This window comes from Pseudomonas sp. Arb-4-2C (assembly GCF_055755015.1).
The window spans coordinates 272,213-290,474 of the sequence record NZ_CM146899.1; the positions used below are offsets into that span (position 1 = coordinate 272,213).

The 18,262-nt window shown below is 62.0% G+C and carries 19 protein-coding genes; 5 read left to right on the forward strand and 14 right to left on the reverse strand.

The genetic code is table 11. The features are described from left to right. Positions 1 to 41: 41 nt before the first annotated feature. On the reverse strand, positions 42 to 929 hold the full coding sequence (locus AC0J41_RS01160; RefSeq protein WP_473014341.1) for a DMT family transporter: 888 nt from the start codon (positions 927 to 929) through the stop codon (positions 42 to 44). 96 nt (positions 930 to 1,025) lie between these two features. On the opposite strand from AC0J41_RS01160, the gene AC0J41_RS01165 reads away from it, so the two are divergent. The 3 genes from AC0J41_RS01165 (at position 1,026) to AC0J41_RS01175 (ending at position 3,406) form a co-directional block, all read left to right on the forward strand. Then, positions 1,026 to 1,820 carry an AraC family transcriptional regulator gene (locus tag AC0J41_RS01165; RefSeq protein WP_025111808.1) on the forward strand — a complete coding sequence of 265 codons (795 nt, stop codon included), beginning with the start codon at positions 1,026 to 1,028 and terminating at the stop codon, positions 1,818 to 1,820. A gap of 63 nt (positions 1,821 to 1,883) precedes the next feature. Further along, complete coding sequence (locus AC0J41_RS01170) at positions 1,884 to 2,189, forward strand: PsiF family protein (RefSeq protein WP_025111807.1); 306 nt, start codon at positions 1,884 to 1,886, stop codon at positions 2,187 to 2,189. 203 nt (positions 2,190 to 2,392) lie between these two features. Continuing rightward, a complete protein-coding gene (locus AC0J41_RS01175; protein ID WP_025111806.1) occupies positions 2,393 to 3,406 on the forward strand; it encodes an AI-2E family transporter in 1,014 nt (337 codons plus the stop codon). Between the two features lie 114 nt (positions 3,407 to 3,520). Here AC0J41_RS01175 and AC0J41_RS01180 read toward each other — a convergent pair whose 3' ends face one another. Next, positions 3,521 to 4,795 carry an Hsp70 family protein gene (locus AC0J41_RS01180; protein WP_473014342.1) on the reverse strand — a complete coding sequence of 425 codons (1,275 nt, stop codon included), beginning with the start codon at positions 4,793 to 4,795 and terminating at the stop codon, positions 3,521 to 3,523. A 292-nt stretch (positions 4,796 to 5,087) separates the two neighbouring features. Here AC0J41_RS01180 and AC0J41_RS01185 point away from each other — a divergent pair, with 292 nt between their 5' ends. Further along, entirely contained in the window at positions 5,088 to 6,038 is a 951-nt protein-coding gene (locus AC0J41_RS01185; RefSeq protein WP_473014343.1) for a DnaJ C-terminal domain-containing protein, read from the forward strand. A gap of 23 nt (positions 6,039 to 6,061) precedes the next feature. Continuing rightward, a complete protein-coding gene (locus AC0J41_RS01190) occupies positions 6,062 to 6,367 on the forward strand; it encodes a chaperone modulator CbpM (RefSeq protein ID WP_025111803.1) in 306 nt (101 codons plus the stop codon). Positions 6,368 to 6,490: 123 nt separating this feature from the next. Here AC0J41_RS01190 and AC0J41_RS01195 read toward each other — a convergent pair whose 3' ends face one another. The 12 genes from AC0J41_RS01195 to urtA all read right to left on the reverse strand — a co-directional run bounded on the left by AC0J41_RS01195 (position 6,491) and on the right by urtA (position 18,066). Then, complete coding sequence (locus AC0J41_RS01195) at positions 6,491 to 7,618, reverse strand: sensor histidine kinase (protein WP_473014344.1); 1,128 nt, start codon at positions 7,616 to 7,618, stop codon at positions 6,491 to 6,493. A 157-nt stretch (positions 7,619 to 7,775) separates the two neighbouring features. Beyond that, complete coding sequence (ureC, locus tag AC0J41_RS01200; protein WP_102354353.1) at positions 7,776 to 9,476, reverse strand: urease subunit alpha; 1,701 nt, start codon at positions 9,474 to 9,476, stop codon at positions 7,776 to 7,778. A gap of 158 nt (positions 9,477 to 9,634) precedes the next feature. After that, positions 9,635 to 9,940, reverse strand: coding sequence for an urease subunit beta (locus AC0J41_RS01205; protein ID WP_473014345.1), 306 nt, complete (start codon positions 9,938 to 9,940; stop codon positions 9,635 to 9,637). Next, a complete protein-coding gene (locus tag AC0J41_RS01210; protein WP_025111799.1) occupies positions 9,937 to 10,473 on the reverse strand; it encodes a GNAT family N-acetyltransferase in 537 nt (178 codons plus the stop codon). The genes AC0J41_RS01205 and AC0J41_RS01210 overlap by 4 nt, the downstream gene beginning before the upstream one ends. A 5-nt stretch (positions 10,474 to 10,478) precedes the next feature. Beyond that, complete coding sequence (locus AC0J41_RS01215; RefSeq protein WP_025111798.1) at positions 10,479 to 11,012, reverse strand: GNAT family N-acetyltransferase; 534 nt, start codon at positions 11,010 to 11,012, stop codon at positions 10,479 to 10,481. A gap of 9 nt (positions 11,013 to 11,021) precedes the next feature. Then, positions 11,022 to 11,324: an urease subunit gamma gene (ureA, locus tag AC0J41_RS01220; RefSeq protein WP_025111797.1), complete on the reverse strand. Its 303-nt coding sequence runs from the start codon at positions 11,322 to 11,324 to the stop codon at positions 11,022 to 11,024. Between the two features lie 157 nt (positions 11,325 to 11,481). Further along, complete coding sequence (locus AC0J41_RS01225; protein WP_473014346.1) at positions 11,482 to 12,321, reverse strand: urease accessory protein UreD; 840 nt, start codon at positions 12,319 to 12,321, stop codon at positions 11,482 to 11,484. A gap of 30 nt (positions 12,322 to 12,351) precedes the next feature. Next, on the reverse strand, positions 12,352 to 13,050 hold the full coding sequence (gene urtE / locus AC0J41_RS01230; protein WP_025111795.1) for an urea ABC transporter ATP-binding subunit UrtE: 699 nt from the start codon (positions 13,048 to 13,050) through the stop codon (positions 12,352 to 12,354). 134 nt (positions 13,051 to 13,184) lie between these two features. Next, entirely contained in the window at positions 13,185 to 14,057 is an 873-nt protein-coding gene (gene urtD / locus AC0J41_RS01235; protein WP_025111794.1) for an urea ABC transporter ATP-binding protein UrtD, read from the reverse strand. Further along, entirely contained in the window at positions 14,054 to 15,133 is a 1,080-nt protein-coding gene (urtC, locus tag AC0J41_RS01240) for an urea ABC transporter permease subunit UrtC (RefSeq protein ID WP_473014347.1), read from the reverse strand. The genes urtD and urtC overlap by 4 nt, the downstream gene beginning before the upstream one ends. After that, on the reverse strand, positions 15,133 to 16,635 hold the full coding sequence (gene urtB, locus AC0J41_RS01245) for an urea ABC transporter permease subunit UrtB (RefSeq protein WP_473014348.1): 1,503 nt from the start codon (positions 16,633 to 16,635) through the stop codon (positions 15,133 to 15,135). Before urtB ends, urtC begins: the two co-directional genes overlap by 1 nt. 165 nt (positions 16,636 to 16,800) lie before the next feature. Continuing rightward, complete coding sequence (urtA, locus tag AC0J41_RS01250) at positions 16,801 to 18,066, reverse strand: urea ABC transporter substrate-binding protein (protein ID WP_025111791.1); 1,266 nt, start codon at positions 18,064 to 18,066, stop codon at positions 16,801 to 16,803. Positions 18,067 to 18,262 lie beyond the last annotated feature (196 nt).

An 18,262-nucleotide genomic window follows, 5' to 3' on the forward strand; every position in this document is an offset into this window, starting at 1 on the left:
CGGTCGAATGTGGGAGCGAGCCTGCTCGCGAAGAGGCCAGATCAGGCGACGCTGAGTTTGCGGCCCAACACCGTGGTCCAGCGCTCGGAAAGAATCACCCCGCCCAACGTCAGCAGACCACCGACCAGGTGATACATCGCCAACTCTTCCTTCAACACCACCGCGGCAATCAGCGCGGTAATCAGCGGCAGCAGGTTGAAAAACAACGTCGTGCGGCTCGGTCCCAGGCGCTGCACAGCCTGCATCCACGCCAGCGGCGCGAGCATCGACGCCAGCAGGCACGCATACAACACCAGTGGAATATTCTGCAGGGTCAGGCCGGTTTTCGGCGAAGCGGCATACAGCGGAAACAGCACCACAATCGCCACCAGCACCTGCAGGTACAGCAACACCAGCGGCGGCAGGCGCAACTGCCATTTTTTCAGCAAGGTGCTGTAGATCGCATAGGCCAGGGTGGCGATCAACATCATCGCATCGCCCATGTTCACCCCGTGTTGCAGCAAGGCGCCGAGGCTGCCGGACGACACCACCACCAGTACGCCGGCGAACGACAGCACCGCGCCGAACAATGCACCGGCGGTCAGGCGCTGGCCGAGGCTGATGATCGCCATGGCCAGGGACATCAGCGGCATCAGCGACAGAATGATGCCCATGTTGGTTGCTGTGGTCAGGGTTGCGGCGAAGTAGGCCAGGCTTTGATAGACCGCCATGCCCAGCACGCCGAGGATGAAGATCTTGCCCAGGTTCGGGCGAATCTGCGGCCAGTGCGCGAACACTGCCTTGAGCATGAAGGGGGTGAACAGCAGGCCGGCCAGCAGCCAGCGGTAGAAACCGATCTCGGCGGGGAAAATCGCCCCGACGGCCAGTTTGTTGATCACGGTATTGCCGGCCCAGATGAAAATCGCCAGCAGGGGAAACGCGTATTGCATGGGTTAAAACCAGAACGTTGATGAACGGTGATTATCCCCTGTCTGGATGCAGCCCTATACTGCGAACCAGACAACCTGCCTCTGAAACCGGACAGCATGAACAGTAAACACATCGATCTGCTGGATTTCAGCGAACTGCCGTCAGCGGTGTACTTCCGCTACGCCGACTTCAACACTCATGAATACGCCGCGCCGCACCGTCATCCGTGGGGCACGCTGGAGTATGCGGCCCACGGTGTGCTGCACATGGACGTCGACGGCAGCCGCTTCATGTCGCCGCCGCAATATGCGGTGTGGGTGCCGCCGCAGGTCGAGCACAGCTTCTACAGCCACCAGCCGGTCAATTATCGCGCGGTGTGCCTCGATCCCAAGGTCTGTGTCGATCTGCCGGCACGGGCCTGCACGCTGGCGATCAGCGACATCCTCAAGGCGATTCTCAAGGACTTCGCCGCCCGTGACGTGAAAATCCCCGAACTCGCTGCCGACCAGCGCCTGGCCCAGGTGCTGGTCGATCAGCTGCAACAGGCGCCGGTGCATGAATGCTATCTGCCGTATGCGAGCCATCCCGGGTTGCTGGCGATCCTCGACGCGCTGCAGGCCGACCCCGGGAGCAATCAGCCGCTGGCGCACTGGGCGGCGCAGGTGCACGTCAGTGAGCGCACGCTGGCCCGGCAGTTTGTGCGCGAGCTGGGGATGAGTTTTGGCGAATGGCGCCAGCGCCTGCGTTATCTGGCAGCGATCGAAGCACTGGAAAGTACCCGGAGCGTGCAGGAGATCGCCTTCGACCTGGGTTACAGCAGCGGCTCGGCGTTCATTGCCATGTTTGCCCGGCAGGCGGGGTGCACGCCGGAGCAGTATCGTCGCAGCCACCTGGAAGGCAGGAAGGTGTAACAAGATTTGGCTACACTTCAGCGGAGGCCGCATCCATCGGTGCGGCGACAAGGAGAAAACTCCATGAAGATGTTGCGTGTCCCTTTGTTGATGATCGGTCTGCTCCTGTGTTCCCAGGGTTTCGCCGCCACGGCGCAACAGAACAAAATGACCACCTGCAATGCCGACGCTACCGCCAAGAGCCTCAAGGGCGATGAGCGCAAGACTTTCATGAGCACCTGCCTCAAGGCTGCGCCTGCCGCCAACGACGCCAAGACCCTGACCCCGCAGCAGGAAAAAATGAAAACCTGCAACGCCGACGCGAAAACCAAAGCCCTGACCGGCGATGCGCGCAAGACATTCATGAGTGATTGCCTGAAGAAAAAATGATTCTCTGATCAGTGGGTGAGCGTGCCGGCCTCATCGCGAGCAGGCTCACTCCTACAGGGGAACGCATTTCAAGTGTAGGAGTGAGCCTGCTCGCGATGGCGTCTGCTGCTGCACCGCCAATCTCAAACCCTGCATATTTCTAGTGCTCACCCCGGATCGCTGGCAGACTGCCAATCCTTTTACGCCGTTCGTTTTGAGGCTGTATGCCAACGTTTTCTGAGCGTCATGTTGTGTTTTGGGTCAGTTGCATCATCATTTGCGGCGGTTTGCTGCTGGCGTTGCCGTTGCGCTTGTTGCCCAGCCTGCTGGCCGGTCTGCTGGTGTTCGAGCTGGTCAACATGCTCACCCCGCAACTGCAACGGCTGATCGAAGGCCGGCGCGCGCGCTGGCTGGCGGTGGCGCTGCTGGGCACGCTGGTGGTCAGTGTGCTGGCGCTGATTTTTGCCGGGGCCATCAGTTTCCTGCTGCACGAAGCGGAAAATCCCGGCGCCTCGCTCGATAAATTCATGGGCGTGGTCGATCGCGCTCGCGGTCAACTGCCGCCATTTCTCGACAGTTACCTGCCTGCCAGCGCCGCCGAATTCCGCGTGGCCATTGGCGACTGGGCGAGTAAGCACCTGGCCGACCTGCAACTGGTGGGCAAGGACGCGGCGCACATGTTCGTCACCTTGCTGATCGGCATGGTGCTGGGCGCGATCATCGCCCTGCAGCGAGTGCCGGACCTGACCAAACGCAAACCGCTGGCCGCCGCGCTGTTCGACCGTTTGCACCTGCTGGTGCAGGCGTTCCGTAATATCGTCTTCGCGCAGATCAAGATTTCCCTGCTGAACACCTTCTTCACCGCGATCTTCCTCGCGGTGATCCTGCCGCTGTTCGGCATCAAGCTGCCGCTGACCAAGACTTTGATCGTCCTGACCTTCCTGCTCGGCCTGCTGCCGGTGATCGGTAACCTGATGTCGAACACGCTGATCACCATCGTCGGCCTGTCGCTGTCGATCTGGGTGGCAGTGGCGGCGCTGGGCTATCTGATTTTCATCCACAAGCTCGAATACTTCCTCAACGCGCGCATTGTCGGCGGGCAGATCAGTGCCAAGTCGTGGGAGTTGCTGCTGGCGATGCTGGTGTTCGAAGCCGCGTTCGGTCTGCCGGGAGTGGTGGCGGGGCCGATTTATTACGCGTATCTGAAGAGTGAGTTGAAGCTGGGCGGGATGGTCTGATCCAGGCTTTGTAGCGTCTGAGCCGGCGCTGTCGCGAGCAAGCCCGCTCCCACAGGATCACACCGAACCTGTGGGAGCGGGCTTGCTCGCGAAGGGCGCACCGCTCATTCTGGATCAGTTCACCGAGCCATAACGCTTCATGGCCTCGATCGCCAGACCGCTGCCGATGCTGCCAAAGATGTTGCCTTCCACGTGCCGCGCGTTCGGCAGCATTGCCGAGACGCTGTTGCGCAGCGCCGGGATGCCGCTGGAGCCGCCGGTGAAGAACACTGTATCGACCTGACCCACGGCCACGTTCGCGTCGTTCAACAACTGCGTGACGCTGCCACGCACGCGCTCAAGCAGCGCGTCGATGGACGATTCGAACAAGGCGCGGCTCAGTTCCACGCTCAGGCCTGGCTCGATCCGGTCCAGCGGCACATGACGGCTGTCGGTGTGGGTCAGCTGGATCTTGGTTTCTTCGACTTCCATCGCCAGCCAGTGCCCGGCGCGCTGTTCGATCAGCTTGAACAGGCGATCGATGCCGCCAGTGTCCTCGATGTCATAGCGCATGCTGCCCAGCGCCAGGCTGGATTTTTGCGAGTACACCGAGTTGATGGTGTGCCAGGTGGCCAGGTTCATGTGGTGGCTGGTCGGCATGTAGGCGCCGCTCTTCATGCGGCTGCCATAGCCGAACAGCGGCATCAGGCCTTGCAGGCTCAGCTGTTTATCGAAGTCGGTACCGCCGATATGCACGCCGCCGGTGGCGAGGATGTCGTCGTGGCGGTTGTCCATGCCGCGACGCTCGGGCGACAGGCGCACCAGCGAGAAGTCGGACGTACCACCGCCGATGTCGACGATCAGTACCAGCTCTTCTTTTTCGATGGTCGACTCGTAGTCGAAGGCTGCGGCAATCGGCTCGTACTGGAACGAGACGTCCTTGAAGCCGAGCTTGCGCGCCACTTCCACCAAGGTGTCTTCGGCTTCCTGGTCGGCCAGCGGATCGTCATCGACGAAAAATACCGGGCGACCCAGTACCACTTGTTCGAATTCCCGACCGGCGGCCGTTTCGGCGCGGCTCTTCAGTTGGCCGATGAACAGGCCGAGCAAGTCCTTGAACGGCATCGCCGTGCCGAGGACGCTGGTGTCGTGCTTGATCAGCTTGGAACCGAGCAGGCTCTTGAGCGAGCGCATCAGGCGGCCTTCGTAGCCTTCCAGGTACTCGTGCAGCGCCAGGCGACCGTAAACCGGGCGGCGCTCCTCGATGTTGAAGAAGACCACCGACGGCAGGGTGATCTTGTCGTCTTCCAGCGCGATCATCGTTTCCATGCCGGGGCGCAGCCAGCCGACGGTGGAGTTGGACGTGCCGAAGTCGATGCCGCAGGCACGGGCTGGAGAGGCGTCTTTCATGTCTTTCGGTTCCGGTCAAAAAAACGGCCGCGCAGTGTATGTCAGTGCGCGCCAGATTCGAAGGCCGGTCATCAGCTATTTCGCGACTAGACTGGGTTGAAAGCGCGGACTTTGCCCCAAACTTGCTGGCATGGGCCGGCAGAACCACCGGCGGTCGCAAGAACCGCCGTCCACTGCCGATAAACTTCTGCTGCGCCACCCGGTCACAACCTTGAGATCGGTCAACCTGGCGTGCGCACATTGGCGCATGCTGGCATCGGCGCGAAATCGATAACGGATGGTGATTCCTTCGATGGACTTCAAAGACTATTACAAGATACTCGGCGTGGAGCCGACGGCAGACGACAAGGCGATCAAGGCGGCCTATCGCAAGCTGGCGCGCAAATACCACCCCGATGTCAGCAAGGAAAAAGACGCCGAGGCCAAGTTCAAGGACGCCTCGGAAGCCTATGAAGCGTTGAAAAGTGCCGACAAGCGCGCCGAGTACGACGAACTGCGTCGCTACGGCCAGCACGGTCAGCCGTTCCAGGGGCCACCGGGCTGGCAGAGCCGTGGCGGCTTTGGTGGCGGTGGCGGTGACACCGGCGACTTCTCGGACTTCTTCAGTTCGATCTTCGGCAATCGCGGCCCCGGTTTCGGTGGCGGCGAAGGTCGGCAACAACGCAGTGCAGGGCGCCGAGGGCAAGACGTGGAAATGGAACTGCCGATCTTCCTTGAGGAGACGCTGTCGGACGAGTCGAAGAAAGTCAGCTTCCAGGTGCCGCAATACAACGCCAACGGCCAACACGTCAGCAACACCAGCAAGAGCCTGAACGTGAAGATCCCGGCGGGCGTGACCGATGGCGAGCGTATCCGCCTCAAGGGCCAGGGCGCGCCGGGCATCGGTGGCGGGGCCAATGGCGACCTGTACCTGACCATTCGCTTTGCGCCGCACCCGAAATTCGATGTCGAAGGCGACAATCTGATCATCACCCTGCCGCTGGCGCCGTGGGAACTGGCACTGGGCGCCGAAGTGGCCGTGCCGACCCTGACCGGCAAGATCAACCTCAAGGTTCCGGCCGGCAGCCAGAATGGCCAGCGCATGCGCGCCAAGGGTCATGGCTTGAAAAACAAGGCCGGTGAGCGCGGTTATCTGTTCGTGCAGCTCAAAGCCGTGATGCCGAAAACCTCGGACGACGAGGTCAAGGCGCTGTGGCAGGAGCTGGCAAAGAAAGCCGCCTTCAATCCGCGAGAGAACTTCTAAATTCGACGACGGAGTAGCCCATCATGAGCAGCCCCCTGATCGTTCAACTGGACATGGCAGAATTCTGTGAGGCGGCCGATTTATCGGACGTCTACGTGATCGAAATCGTCGAACACGGCATCCTCGAACCTCAGGGCGCGCAGCCCCGGGAATGGCGCTTCACCGACTACGAGCTGAGTCTGGCCAAGCGCGCCGCCAAGTTGCGGCGCGAGCTGGAGCTTGAGTGGGAGGGCGTCGCCCTGGCGCTCGATCTGCTTGAGGAAGTGCATGAGTTGCGCGCGGAAAACCGCATGCTCAGGCAGCGCTTGGGGCGCTTGGTGGTTGAGTAGTCTGTCTGATGTTTATCGGTTGCTTGATCGGGCCTCTTCGCGAGCAAGCCCGCTCCCACATGTGATCGCGGTCTCCTGTGGGAGCGGGCTTGCTCGCGAAGAACGATAACGCGGTCAGCCTGCTTAAACCGTTCTGGGCAACACCACACTGAACAACGTCCCGTCAGCCGCGCTCGAGCTGACTTCGATCGTCCCGCCATGCGCGGTGACCACTTCCTTGACGATAAACAGGCCCAACCCGAGGCTGGTCAACGGCTGCCCGAGTTCTTCGTCGGCGCTGCGCACCAACGGGTCGAAAATCGTGCCAATGGCTTCTTCGGAAATCGGCGGGCCATAGTTATGCACCGACAAACACACACTGTCGCCCTCGCCGCTGAGTGTGAGGGTTACGTCGCGATTGTTCGCACCGTGCTGCAGCGCATTGCCGATCAGGTTTTGCAGGAGCTGATCGAGCCGTCCGGCATCCCAGGTACCGCGCGTGTCGCCGTTCACCTTGAGCTTCGGATCGCACTCCGGATTGCCGGCGCAGGCTTCAGCAATTGCCGCCCGTGCGGCAGCAGCCAGGTCCATCGGCGCCGGTTCGATCGGCAGGCTTTTACCCAGACGGCTGCGCACCAGCTCCAGCAGGTCGCTGACCATCACTGCCATGTGCCGCGCGCCGCGCTTGATGTGCAGGGCGCAGGCCAGGGCATCGCCTTCAAGGCTGGCTTTGCGCAGCAGCAATTCGGTGGACATGCTCACCGCCTGCAGCGGCGCGCGCAGGTCATGGCCGAGAATGGCGAGGAAGATGTCCCGCGAGCGATTGACCTGTTCGGCGTAGGCGGCGGTCGATTCGGCGAGGGCTTCGTCGATGGCTTCGTTGAAACGGATCATGTCCTGAAAGTAAGTCTTGTCCGACGATTCGAGACTCTCGACCCACAAGCGGATCACGCAGGCGCGCAGGTGGCGAAATTCGCTGGTCATCTGCACCAGATCGAAACCCACGGTGTGGCGCAGCTCGCCATGACTGGCGCCGGCCTTGTCCAGGCTCGGGGTCTTTTCCGGGCCTTCGCCCTTGGCTTTGGCAGCCTGTTCGACAGGACTCTGCGGCTTGTTCATGTCGCGGGCAGCGGCCCGCAGAATGGCACTGGCGTGATCACGCAGCGCGGCTGAATCCAGATAGTCGGCGGCCGGCGTGATGGTCGCGGCAAACTGTTCCCACTCATCGACGATAGGGTCGATGTTGGCCACGATGAACTCGGAAAGACGCATGGGCAGTACCTGAAAAGAGGTGGCGCGAATCGAATAGTAGTCCCTTTGGCGGGAAATACACGATCAGATCCAACGGCGGTTTTTCACACCCATGAAAAAGGCCCCGGGTCTGTGCGCAAGGCACCGGCCCGGGGCCTTTTACCGTGTGTCGGCCGCCTCAGAACAGGAAGTAGCGCTGGGCCATCGGCAGGGTTTCAGCCGGTTCACACCACAGAAGCACACCGTCGGCCTTGACCTGATAAGTCTGCGGGTCGACATCGATGTTCGGCAGATAGTCGTTGTGGATCAGGTCGGTTTTCTGCACCTCGCGGCAACCTTTGACCACGCCGATTTTCTTCTTCAGGCCCAGCGCCTCCGGCAGTCCGGCCTCCAGGGCCGCTTGGCTGATGAAAGTCAGGCTGGTGGCGTGCAGCGAGCCGCCGTAGCTGGCGAACATCGGGCGGTAGTGCACGGGTTGCGGGGTGGGGATCGACGCGTTGGCATCGCCCATGAGGCTGGCGGCAATCGCGCCGCCCTTGAGAATCAGCGTCGGTTTCACGCCGAAAAACGCCGGACGCCACAGCACCAGGTCAGCCCATTTGCCAACTTCGATCGAGCCGACTTCATGGCTGATGCCATGGGTGATCGCCGGGTTGATGGTGTACTTGGCGATATAGCGTTTGGCGCGAAAGTTGTCGTTGCCTTCGCCGTCCTGTGGCAGCGGGCCGCGCTGCTTTTTCATCTTGTCGGCGGTCTGCCAGGTGCGTGTGATGACTTCGCCGACGCGGCCCATGGCCTGGCTGTCGGAGCTGATCATCGAGAACGCACCGAGGTCGTGGAGAATGTCCTCGGCGGCAATCGTCTCGCGGCGGATGCGGCTTTCGGCGAATGCGACGTCTTCGGCAATGCTCGGGTCGAGGTGGTGGCAGACCATCAGCATGTCGAGGTGTTCGTCGATGGTATTGCGGGTGAACGGTCGGGTCGGGTTGGTCGAACTCGGCAATACGTTCGGGAAACCGCAGGCCTTGATGATGTCCGGCGCGTGACCACCACCCGCACCCTCGGTGTGGTAGGTGTGGATGGTGCGGCCCTTGAACGCGCCGAGGGTGGTTTCGACGAAGCCGGATTCGTTGAGGGTGTCGGTGTGGATTGCCACCTGCACGTCGTACTGGTCGGCGACGCTCAGGCAGTTGTCGATGCTCGCCGGGGTGGTGCCCCAGTCTTCGTGCAGTTTGAGGCCGATGGCGCCGGCCTTGACCTGTTCGATCAACGGCTCCGGCAGGCTGGCGTTGCCCTTGCCGGTGAGGCCGATGTTCATCGGGAACGCATCGGCGGCCTGAAGCATGCGCGCCAGGTGCCACGGGCCGGAAGTGCAGGTGGTGGCGTTGGTGCCGGTCGCCGGCCCCGTGCCGCCACCGATCATGGTGGTGACACCGCTCATCAGCGCTTCTTCGATCTGCTGCGGGCAGATGAAGTGGATGTGCGTATCGATGCCGCCGGCGGTGAGGATCATGCCTTCACCGGCAATCACTTCAGTGCTGGCGCCGATGGCGATGGTCACGTTCGGTTGCACGTCCGGATTGCCGGCCTTGCCGATCGCGGCGATGCGCCCGTCCTTGAGGCCGACGTCGGCCTTGACGATGCCCCAATGGTCGATGATCAGCGCGTTGGTGATCAACGTGTCGACCACTTCGGCTGCCAGCAACTGGCTCTGGCCTTGGCCGTCGCGAATCACTTTGCCGCCGCCGAACTTCACTTCTTCGCCGTAAGTGGTGAAGTCCTTTTCGACTTCGATCCACAGTTCGGTGTCCGCCAGGCGCACCTTGTCGCCGACGGTGGGGCCGAACATGTCGGCGTAGGCTTGACGCGAGATCTTCATGTGTTCGCCTTGGAATTCAATTGGTTTTGAGATCGTTCGCTGCGCTCACATTCGCGAGCGGGCTCGCTCCCACAGGGGATCGGATGCCCGCTGGAGGAACTCGGTTTAATGTGGGAGCGGGCTTGCTCGCGAAGGGGCCAGAGCAGACACCGCATTACTTAAAGGTCACCCATGACCCGCCCGGCAAAGCCGAACACCCGCCGATGCCCGGCGTACTCCACCAGCTCGACCTCGCGGCTCTGCCCCGGCTCGAAGCGCACGGCGGTTCCGGCCGGAATATTCAGGCGCATGCCACGGCTGGCGGCGCGATCAAAGGTCAGCGCATCGTTGGTTTCGAAGAAGTGATAGTGCGAACCGACCTGGATCGGCCGGTCGCCGCTGTTGGCGACTTTCAGGCTGACGGTGCGGCGGCCGACATTCAGTTCGATGTCGCCGGGCTGGATCTGGTACTGGCCGGGAATCATGGCCGGGCTCCTTGCAGAATCTTGTAATAGAGGGCGGTCGGTCGATAGGTGCCGTGCGGGTCGCAGGCGTAGTCGGGGATTTCGCCGGCTCGGGTGTAACCCAGGGCCTTGTAGAAATCCTCGGCGGGGGAGCCGGCCTCGGTGTCGAGGTAGAGCATGCCGCGCTTGTGCTTGGCTGCCTCAAGTTCCAGCGCACTCATCAATTGCTGGCCCAGGCCGCGCCGGCGCGCCTGTTCGCGCACCAGCAGTTTTTGCACTTCGGCGCGATTGAGACCATTGGCCTTCTGGCACAGGCCCAGTTGCACACTGGCCTGCACCTGTTCGTCCTTGACCACCACCCAGAGCAACACGCTGCCCTTGTTCACTTGTTGCTGCACATCATCGAAATAGGCGCGGGCCTGCGCGGCATCGAGGTCGGCCATGAAACCGACGCTGGCGCCATAGCCTACGGCGTCGAGCAGCAGATCAATCAGGCCCTGACGATAGTGCGCAAAACTTTCCGCATTGACCCGTCGCAGTTGGGCGGCGTTCATCGGTGTCACTCCTTGTTGGCTGCAGGCGGCTCCGCGCCAGGGTTGAGGATCAGTTGCATGAACGTCAGGTCGAGCCAGCGGCCGAACTTGGTGCCGACCTGCGGCATCTGCCCGGTGACGCTGAAACCGGCGCGCTCATGCAGACGAATGGAAGCGGCGTTGCCACTCTCGATTGCGGCGACCATCACGTGCTTGTCGCAGGCTTTCGCCCGTTCGATCAGTGCGCTCATCAATTTCGGACCAAGACCATTGCCGCGCTGGTCGCTGCGCACGTAGACCGAGTGCTCGACGGTATGGCGAAACCCGTCGAACGGTCGCCAGTCGCCAAACGAAGCGTAGCCGAGCACGCAGTTGGCGGTGTCGACGATCACCAGAATCGGGTAGGCCTGGGCCTGGCGGGCGCTGAACCAGGCCTGGCGGTTGCCGAGGTCGACCGCCGATTCGTTCCAGATCGCGGTGGTGTTGAGTACTGCGTCGTTGTAGATGTCGCGGATCGCCGGCAGGTCGGCGTGCAGGGCATCTCGCAGGGTGTAGGTCATGGCGCGGCCTCAGACGATGGGCTGGTGGACGGTGACCAGTTTGGTGCCGTCGGGGAACGTTGCTTCGACCTGGATCTCCGGGATCATTTCCGGGATGCCTTCCATCACCTGCTCGCGGCTCAGCAGGGTAGTGCCGTAGTGCATCAGTTCGGCCACGGTCTGGCCATCCCGTGCGCCTTCAAGCAGCGCTGCAGAGATGAAGGCCATGGCTTCCGGGTAATTGAGTTTCACACCGCGCGCCAGGCGGCGCTCGGCGACGAGGCCGGCGGTGAATATCAGCAACTTGTCTTTTTCGCGTGGGGTCAGGTCCATTGTGGGTATCCATCAGGGCAGATTGAAAAGAGTCGGGACTGTTGGCACAGATCTCTGTGGGAGCGAGCCTGCTCGCGAAGGCGTCGGCCCAATCAATATTTGAGGTGACTGATACAGCGCTTTCGCGAGCAGGCTCGCTCCCACATTGGAATGCATTTCAGGTGTTCCAGATTCGGGGTGGCTGGGCCTCGCGGCCGAGCAAGGCCGGGCGCAGCAGGCGCCACAGGTCGATCAGCCAGGCGCGGGCCAGCAGCGCCTCGCTCGCCAGGCAGCGGGCGACGAGCAACCCTGGCAGTTGGGTCAGATCGCCGCGCACCTCATGGCCCAGCGATCGACAACGCTCCAGCAGTTCGGCATCGATTTCTCCGGTGACCAGCAGCGTCGCAAACACCGGATTGCCATCCAGGCCGATGGGCGAGTCGAGCAGGCCGTCATTGCCGCTGATACGCTGGCGCTCGTGCCAGAGCAAGCGGCCGTCGCGGCGAATATCCAGGTGCGCCTGAAAATGTCCGAGGTCGAAACGCTCGCCGCTGGCCGGGCGACCCAGCGCCACCACGTCCCAGTAGAACAGCCGCGCATCGCCCTCAAGCTCGATCGAGGTCGTGAGTTGCGCCTGGGCGGCGCTGTAGACGATGGTTTCCTGCGGCAGCCATTCGAGCGTCGCGCCAGCCGCCACTTTCAGATCGAGTTGCTGATACGCCGGCCCCGCCGCGCGATACCACTTGGCCGCGCCGGGGCTGGTGATCTGCGCCCAGGCGTGCGGTTCGACGCGGGCGCTGATGTTCAGCCGGTCACCGCCGGCGATCCCGCCCGGTGGGTGGACGATAATGTGCTGGCAGACCTGAGGGCCTTCGGCGTACAGGTGCTTTTGCACCCGCAGCGGGCCGAGGTGGCGACGTTGAACCGGGCGCGTGCAGTCGCCGAAGCGGGCGTAGGCCAGCTCCAGCTCGGCGTGCCAGCTTGGGGTAAACAGGGCAGTGGGAAGCGCTAGATTCATGGTTTGTAATTATCGTTAGGAAGCTACAGATTAAATCGTTACCAGACCTCGTACACCCTCGGCCTCCATATTTTCACCGCGACCCTGCTGCACGATCTCGCCCCGGGACATCACCAGGTACTGATCGGCCAGCTCCGCGGCGAAATCGTAGAACTGCTCCACCAGCAAAATCGCCATGTCGCCACGGGCCGCGAGTGTCTTGATCACCGCGCCGATCTCCTTGATCACCGACGGCTGAATGCCTTCGGTGGGTTCGTCGAGGATCAGCAAACGCGGGCGACTGGCCAGTGCGCGACCGATCGCCAGTTGCTGTTGCTGGCCGCCGGACAGGTCGCCACCGCGCCGCTGCTTCATTTGTAGCAGCACCGGGAACAGTTCGTAGATGAAACTTGGTACTTCTTTCGCTTCGCTGCCGGGAAACCGTGACAGGCCCATCAGCAGATTCTCTTCCACCGTCAGCCGGCCGAAGATTTCCCGGCCCTGTGGCACATAGGCGATCCCGGCGTGCACACGCTGGTGCGGCTTGAGCGTGGTGATCGCTTTGCCTTCCCAATTCACCCCACCTTCCCTGGACGGCAGCAGGCCCATCAGGCACTTGAGCAGGGTGGTCTTGCCCACGCCGTTGCGCCCGAGCAGGCAGGTGACCTCGCCGACCTTCACGTCAAAGCTCAGGCCACGCAGGATGTGGCTTCCGCCGTAGTACTGGTGCAGTTTGTCGACTTGCAGCATGTTCGAAATCTCCTCAAATCCCCTTGTAGGAGTGAGCCTGCTCGCGATAGCGGCGTGTCAGTCAACGCCTACTTATCTGATACACAGCTATCGCGAGCAGGCTCACTCCTACAGTTTGGAAAGGTGTTTGCAGTTCAGCGGCCGAGGTAGACCTCGATCACCCGCTCGTTTTCCTGCACCTGCTCAAGCGAGCCTTCGGCCAGCACGCTGCCCTGATGCAGCACCGTCACATGGTCGGCAATCGAGCCGACAAAGCCCATGTCGTGCTCCACCACCATCAGCGAATGCTTGCCGGCCAGCGACTTGAACAGCTCGGCGGTGAATTCGGTTTCGGCATCGGTCATGCCCGCCACCGGTTCGTCGAGCAACAACAGCTGCGGGTCTTGCATCAGCAGCATGCCGATCTCCAGAAACTGTTTCTGGCCGTGGGACAACAGGCCTGCCGGGCGATTGACCGATGTGGTGAGGCGAATGGTCTCCAGCACCTCGCTGATGCGCTCGCGCTGCTCGCCGCTCAGGCGTGCGCGCAGACTGGCCCACACCGATTTGTCGGTTTTTTGCGCCAGTTCCAGGTTTTCAAACACGCTCAACGCTTCGAACACCGTTGGCTTCTGAAACTTGCGGCCAATGCCGGCCTGGGCGATCTGCACTTCGCTCATCTGCGTCAGGTCGAGTGTTTCACCGAACCACGCTTTGCCATGACTGGGCCGGGTCTTGCCGGTGATCACGTCCATCAGCGTGGTTTTACCCGCGCCATTGGGACCGATGATGCAGCGCAACTCGCCGACGCCGATGTACAGGTTCAGATTGTTCAGCGCCTTGAAGCCGTCGAAGCTGACGCTGATGTCTTCCAGGGTCAGGATTGTGCCGTGGCGGGTATTCAGCCCGGGGCCGACGCGCTGGCCGAGACCGAGTGCATCACGGCTGGTGCCGGCGTCCTTGTTCGGTTCCAACGGCGGAAAAAACGCCGGTTCCAGCATGAATTCAGCGCTCGCTGTCACTCTCATTGCTCACCTCGTTTCTTCAGCAGGCCGATCACACCTTTGGGCAGGTACAACGTCACGACGATGAACAGTGCGCCGAGGGAGAACAGCCAGTATTCGGGGAAGGCCACGGTGAACCAGCTCTTCATGCCGTTGACCACGCCAGCGCCGAGCAGCGGGCCGATCAACGTCCCGCGCCCGCCGAGGGCGACCCACACGGCGGCTTCGATGGAGTTGGTCGGCGACATTTCGCTGGGGTTGATGATCCCAACCTGCGGCACGTACAACGCCCCGGCCAGACCGCACAACACTGCGCTCAGAACCCAGACGAACAACTTGAAACCGCGCGGGTCGTAGCCGCAGAACATCAGGCGGTTTTCCGCATCGCGCAGCGCGGTCAGCACCCGGCCGAACTTGCTCTGCGCCAGACGCCAGCCGATGAACAGGCTCGCCACCAGCAGCAACACCGTGGCCAGAAACAGCACCGCGCGGGTGCCCGGCTCGGTGATGCCGAACCCCAGAATCGTGCGGAAATTGGTGAAGCCGTTGTTGCCGCCGAACCCGGTCTCGTTGCGGAAAAACAGGAGCATGCCGGCGAAGGTCAGGGCCTGGGTCATGATCGAGAAATACACGCCCTTGATCCGCGAGCGGAAGGCGAAGAAGCCGAACACCAACGCGAGTAGCCCCGGCGCCAATACCACCAGACACATCGACCAGATGAAACTGCTGGTGCCGCTCCAGTACCACGGCAATTCGCTCCACGACAGAAACGTCATGAACGCCGGCAGGCCGTCGCCAGCCGCCTGACGCATCAGGTACATGCCCATCGCATAGCCGCCGAGGGCGAAGAACAAGCCGTGGCCCAACGACAGCAACCCGGCGTAACCCCAGACCAGATCGAGCGCCAGGGCGACGATGGCGTAACAGAGGATTTTGCCGACCAGCGTCAGGGTGTACGCCGAGACGTGCAGCGCGCTGTCCGGCGCCAACAATGACAGCAGCGGCAGGGCGATCAGCAGTGCGAGGATCAGCGCCCCGACTGCGATCGTGACTTTCGGCCCGGCCTTCTGTGTGGCGGTGACTAATAGAGGCTGGTTCATCAGTCGATCACCCGTCCTTTCAGTGCGAAGAGGCCTTGCGGACGTTTCTGGATAAACAGAATGATCAACGCGAGGATCAGGATTTTGCCCAGTACCGCACCGATCTGCGGCTCAAGAATCTTGTTCGCGATGCCCAGACCGAACGCCGCGAGCACGCTGCCGGCCAGTTGCCCGACACCGCCCAGCACCACCACCAGGAATGAATCGATGATGTAGCTCTGGCCGAGGTCCGGGCCGACGTTGCCGATCTGGCTCAGCGCCACGCCACCGAGGCCGGCGATGCCCGAGCCGAGGCCGAAGGCGAGCATGTCGACGCGTCCGGTGGGCACGCCGCAGCAGGCGGCCATGTTGCGGTTCTGCGTGACCGCACGCACGTTGAGGCCCAGGCGGGTCTTGTTCAGCAGCAGCCAGGTCAGCACCACCACGAACAAGGCGAAGGCGATGATCACGATGCGGTTGTACGGCAGTACCAGATTCGGCAGCACTTGAATGCCGCCGGACAGCCAGGCCGGATTCGCCACTTCAACGTTCTGCGCACCGAACAGCAGGCGCACCAACTGGATCAGCATCAGGCTGATGCCCCAGGTGGCGAGCAAGGTTTCCAGAGGCCGGCCGTAGAGGTGACGAATCACCGTGCGCTCCAGCGCCATGCCGATTGCCGCCGTGACCAGGAACGCCACCGGCAGCGCGATCAACGGATAAAACTCGATGGCTTGCGGGGTGTAGCGCTGGAACATCAACTGCACCACGTAGGTCGAGTAGGCACCGAGCATCAGCATCTCGCCGTGAGCCATGTTGATCACCCCCAGCAGACCGAAGGTGATCGCCAGCCCGAGTGCCGCGAGCAGCAGAATCGAACCGAGGGACATGCCGCTGAACGCCTGGCCCAACACTTCACCGATCAGCAGTTTGCGCTTGACCTGAGCGAGGCTGGTTTCGGCGGCGGTGCGCACGCCGGTATCGCTTTCGACGCCGGGTTCGAGCAAGCCTTCGAGGCGAGTGCGGGCCAGTGGGTCGCCGGTTTCACCGAGCAGGCGCACGGCGGCCAGACGCACCGCCGAGTCGGCATCCACCAGTTGCAGGTTGGCCAGGGCCAGGCTCAGGGCGGCGTGGACGCTTTCGTCTTTTTCGCCAGCCAGTTGCTGGTCGAGGAATTTCAGCTGCGCGGGTTTGGCGCTTTTCTGCAATTGCTGCGCAGCGCTCAGACGGGTTTTGGCGTCGGCGGCGAGCAATTGGTGGCTGGCCAGTGCGGTGTCGATCAGACCCCGCAGGCGATTGTTCAGGCGCAGGGTTTTGGCTTGGCCGTCGATGGTCAATTCGCCTTGTTGCAGGGCGTTGATCAGCGCGATGCGGGCCGGATCGGGTTGCTCAGCCCAGGCTTCCAGCAGTTTCGCTTGCTGCACGGGGTTGGCGGCGACGAAGTCTTCGGCTTCGCCGGCAAAGGCGGTCATCGGCAACAACAGTGCGATGGCAAGAATGAAACGGTAAAGGGTAGTCGGCATAAAGAGTCGCCTTGCGCGGACTATGGGTGGGAGCGGGCTCGCTCGCGAAAGCGGACTCACGTTCAACACGTCAGTCGTCTGACACACCGCTTTCGCGAGCAAGCCCGCTCCCACAGGGGGGACTGTGCCGGCCTCACGCCAAGCGCAAGGCTGACACCCAATGACTCAGTTGCTCTTCACCGCATAATCGGGCTTCTTGTCGTTGCCATCGATAAACGGACTCCACGGTTGCGCGCGGATCGGGCCTTCGGTCTGCCACACCACGTTGAACTGACCGTCGCCCTGGATCTCGCCGATCATCACCGGCTTGTGCAGGTGGTGGTTGGTCTTGTCCATGGTCAGGGTGTAGCCCGACGGCGCGGCGAAGGTCTGGCCGGCGAGCGCTTCGCGGACCTTGTCGACGTCGGTGGACTTGGCTTTTTCGACCGCTTGCGCCCACATGTGGATGCCGACGTAAGTAGCTTCCATCGGGTCGTTGGTCACGGCTTTATCCGCGCCCGGCAGGTTGTGTTTCTTCGCGTAGGCCTTCCAGTCAGCGACGAACTTCTTGTTCACCGGGTTCTCGACCGACTCGAAGTAGTTCCACGCCGCGAGGTTGCCCACCAGCGGTTTGGTGTCGATGCCGCGCAGTTCTTCTTCGCCTACCGAGAACGCCACTACCGGAACATCGGTTGCCTTCAGGCCCTGGTTGGCCAGCTCTTTGTAGAACGGCACGTTGGAGTCGCCGTTGACCGTGGAGATGACCGCAGTCTTGCCGCCAGCGGAGAATTTCTTGATGTTGGCGACGATGGTTTGGTAGTCGCTGTGACCGAATGGGGTGTAGACCTCTTCGATGTCCTTGTCGGCCACGCCTTTGGAGTGCAGGAACGAGCGCAGGATCTTGTTGGTGGTGCGCGGGTAGACGTAGTCGGTGCCGAGCAGGAAGAAGCGCTTGGCGCTGCCGCCTTCCTCGCTCATCAGGTATTCAACCGCCGGGATCGCTTGCTGGTTCGGTGCAGCGCCGGTGTAGAACACGTTCGGCGACATTTCTTCGCCTTCGTATTGCACCGGGTAGAACAGCAGGCCGTTAAGTTCTTCGAACACCGGCAGTACCGATTTGCGTGACACCGAGGTCCAGCAACCGAATACGACCGCGACCTTGTCCTGGGTCAGCAACTGCCGGCCCTTTTCCGCGAACAACGGCCAGTTCGACGCCGGGTCGACCACCACCGGTTCGAGCATCTTGCCGTTCACCCCGCCCTTGGCATTGATCTCGTCGATAGTCATCAGCGCCATGTCTTTGAGCGACGTTTCGGAGATCGCCATGGTGCCGGACAACGAATGTAGAATCCCGACCTTGATGGTCTCGGCAGCCTGGACAGTCCAGGTCATGCCCATCGCGGCAATGCTTGCCGTGAGTGTGAAAGCCTTGATCAAACTGCGACGCTTCATTGTGCGATCTCCATGAACGTTTAATTTTTCTGGTTGGCAGATGCGGACGACTGAAGGTGTGTTTTGCAAGGGCTGTGCCCGGTCGGGATCGGGCAGGAAAATGTCGGTTTAGAGCGGTTGCGTGTTGGTGGGGTGCACCATGAAGGAACGAGGCGCGTGTGACGGTGCGCTCGAATGCGCCAGATTAGGGCGCAGG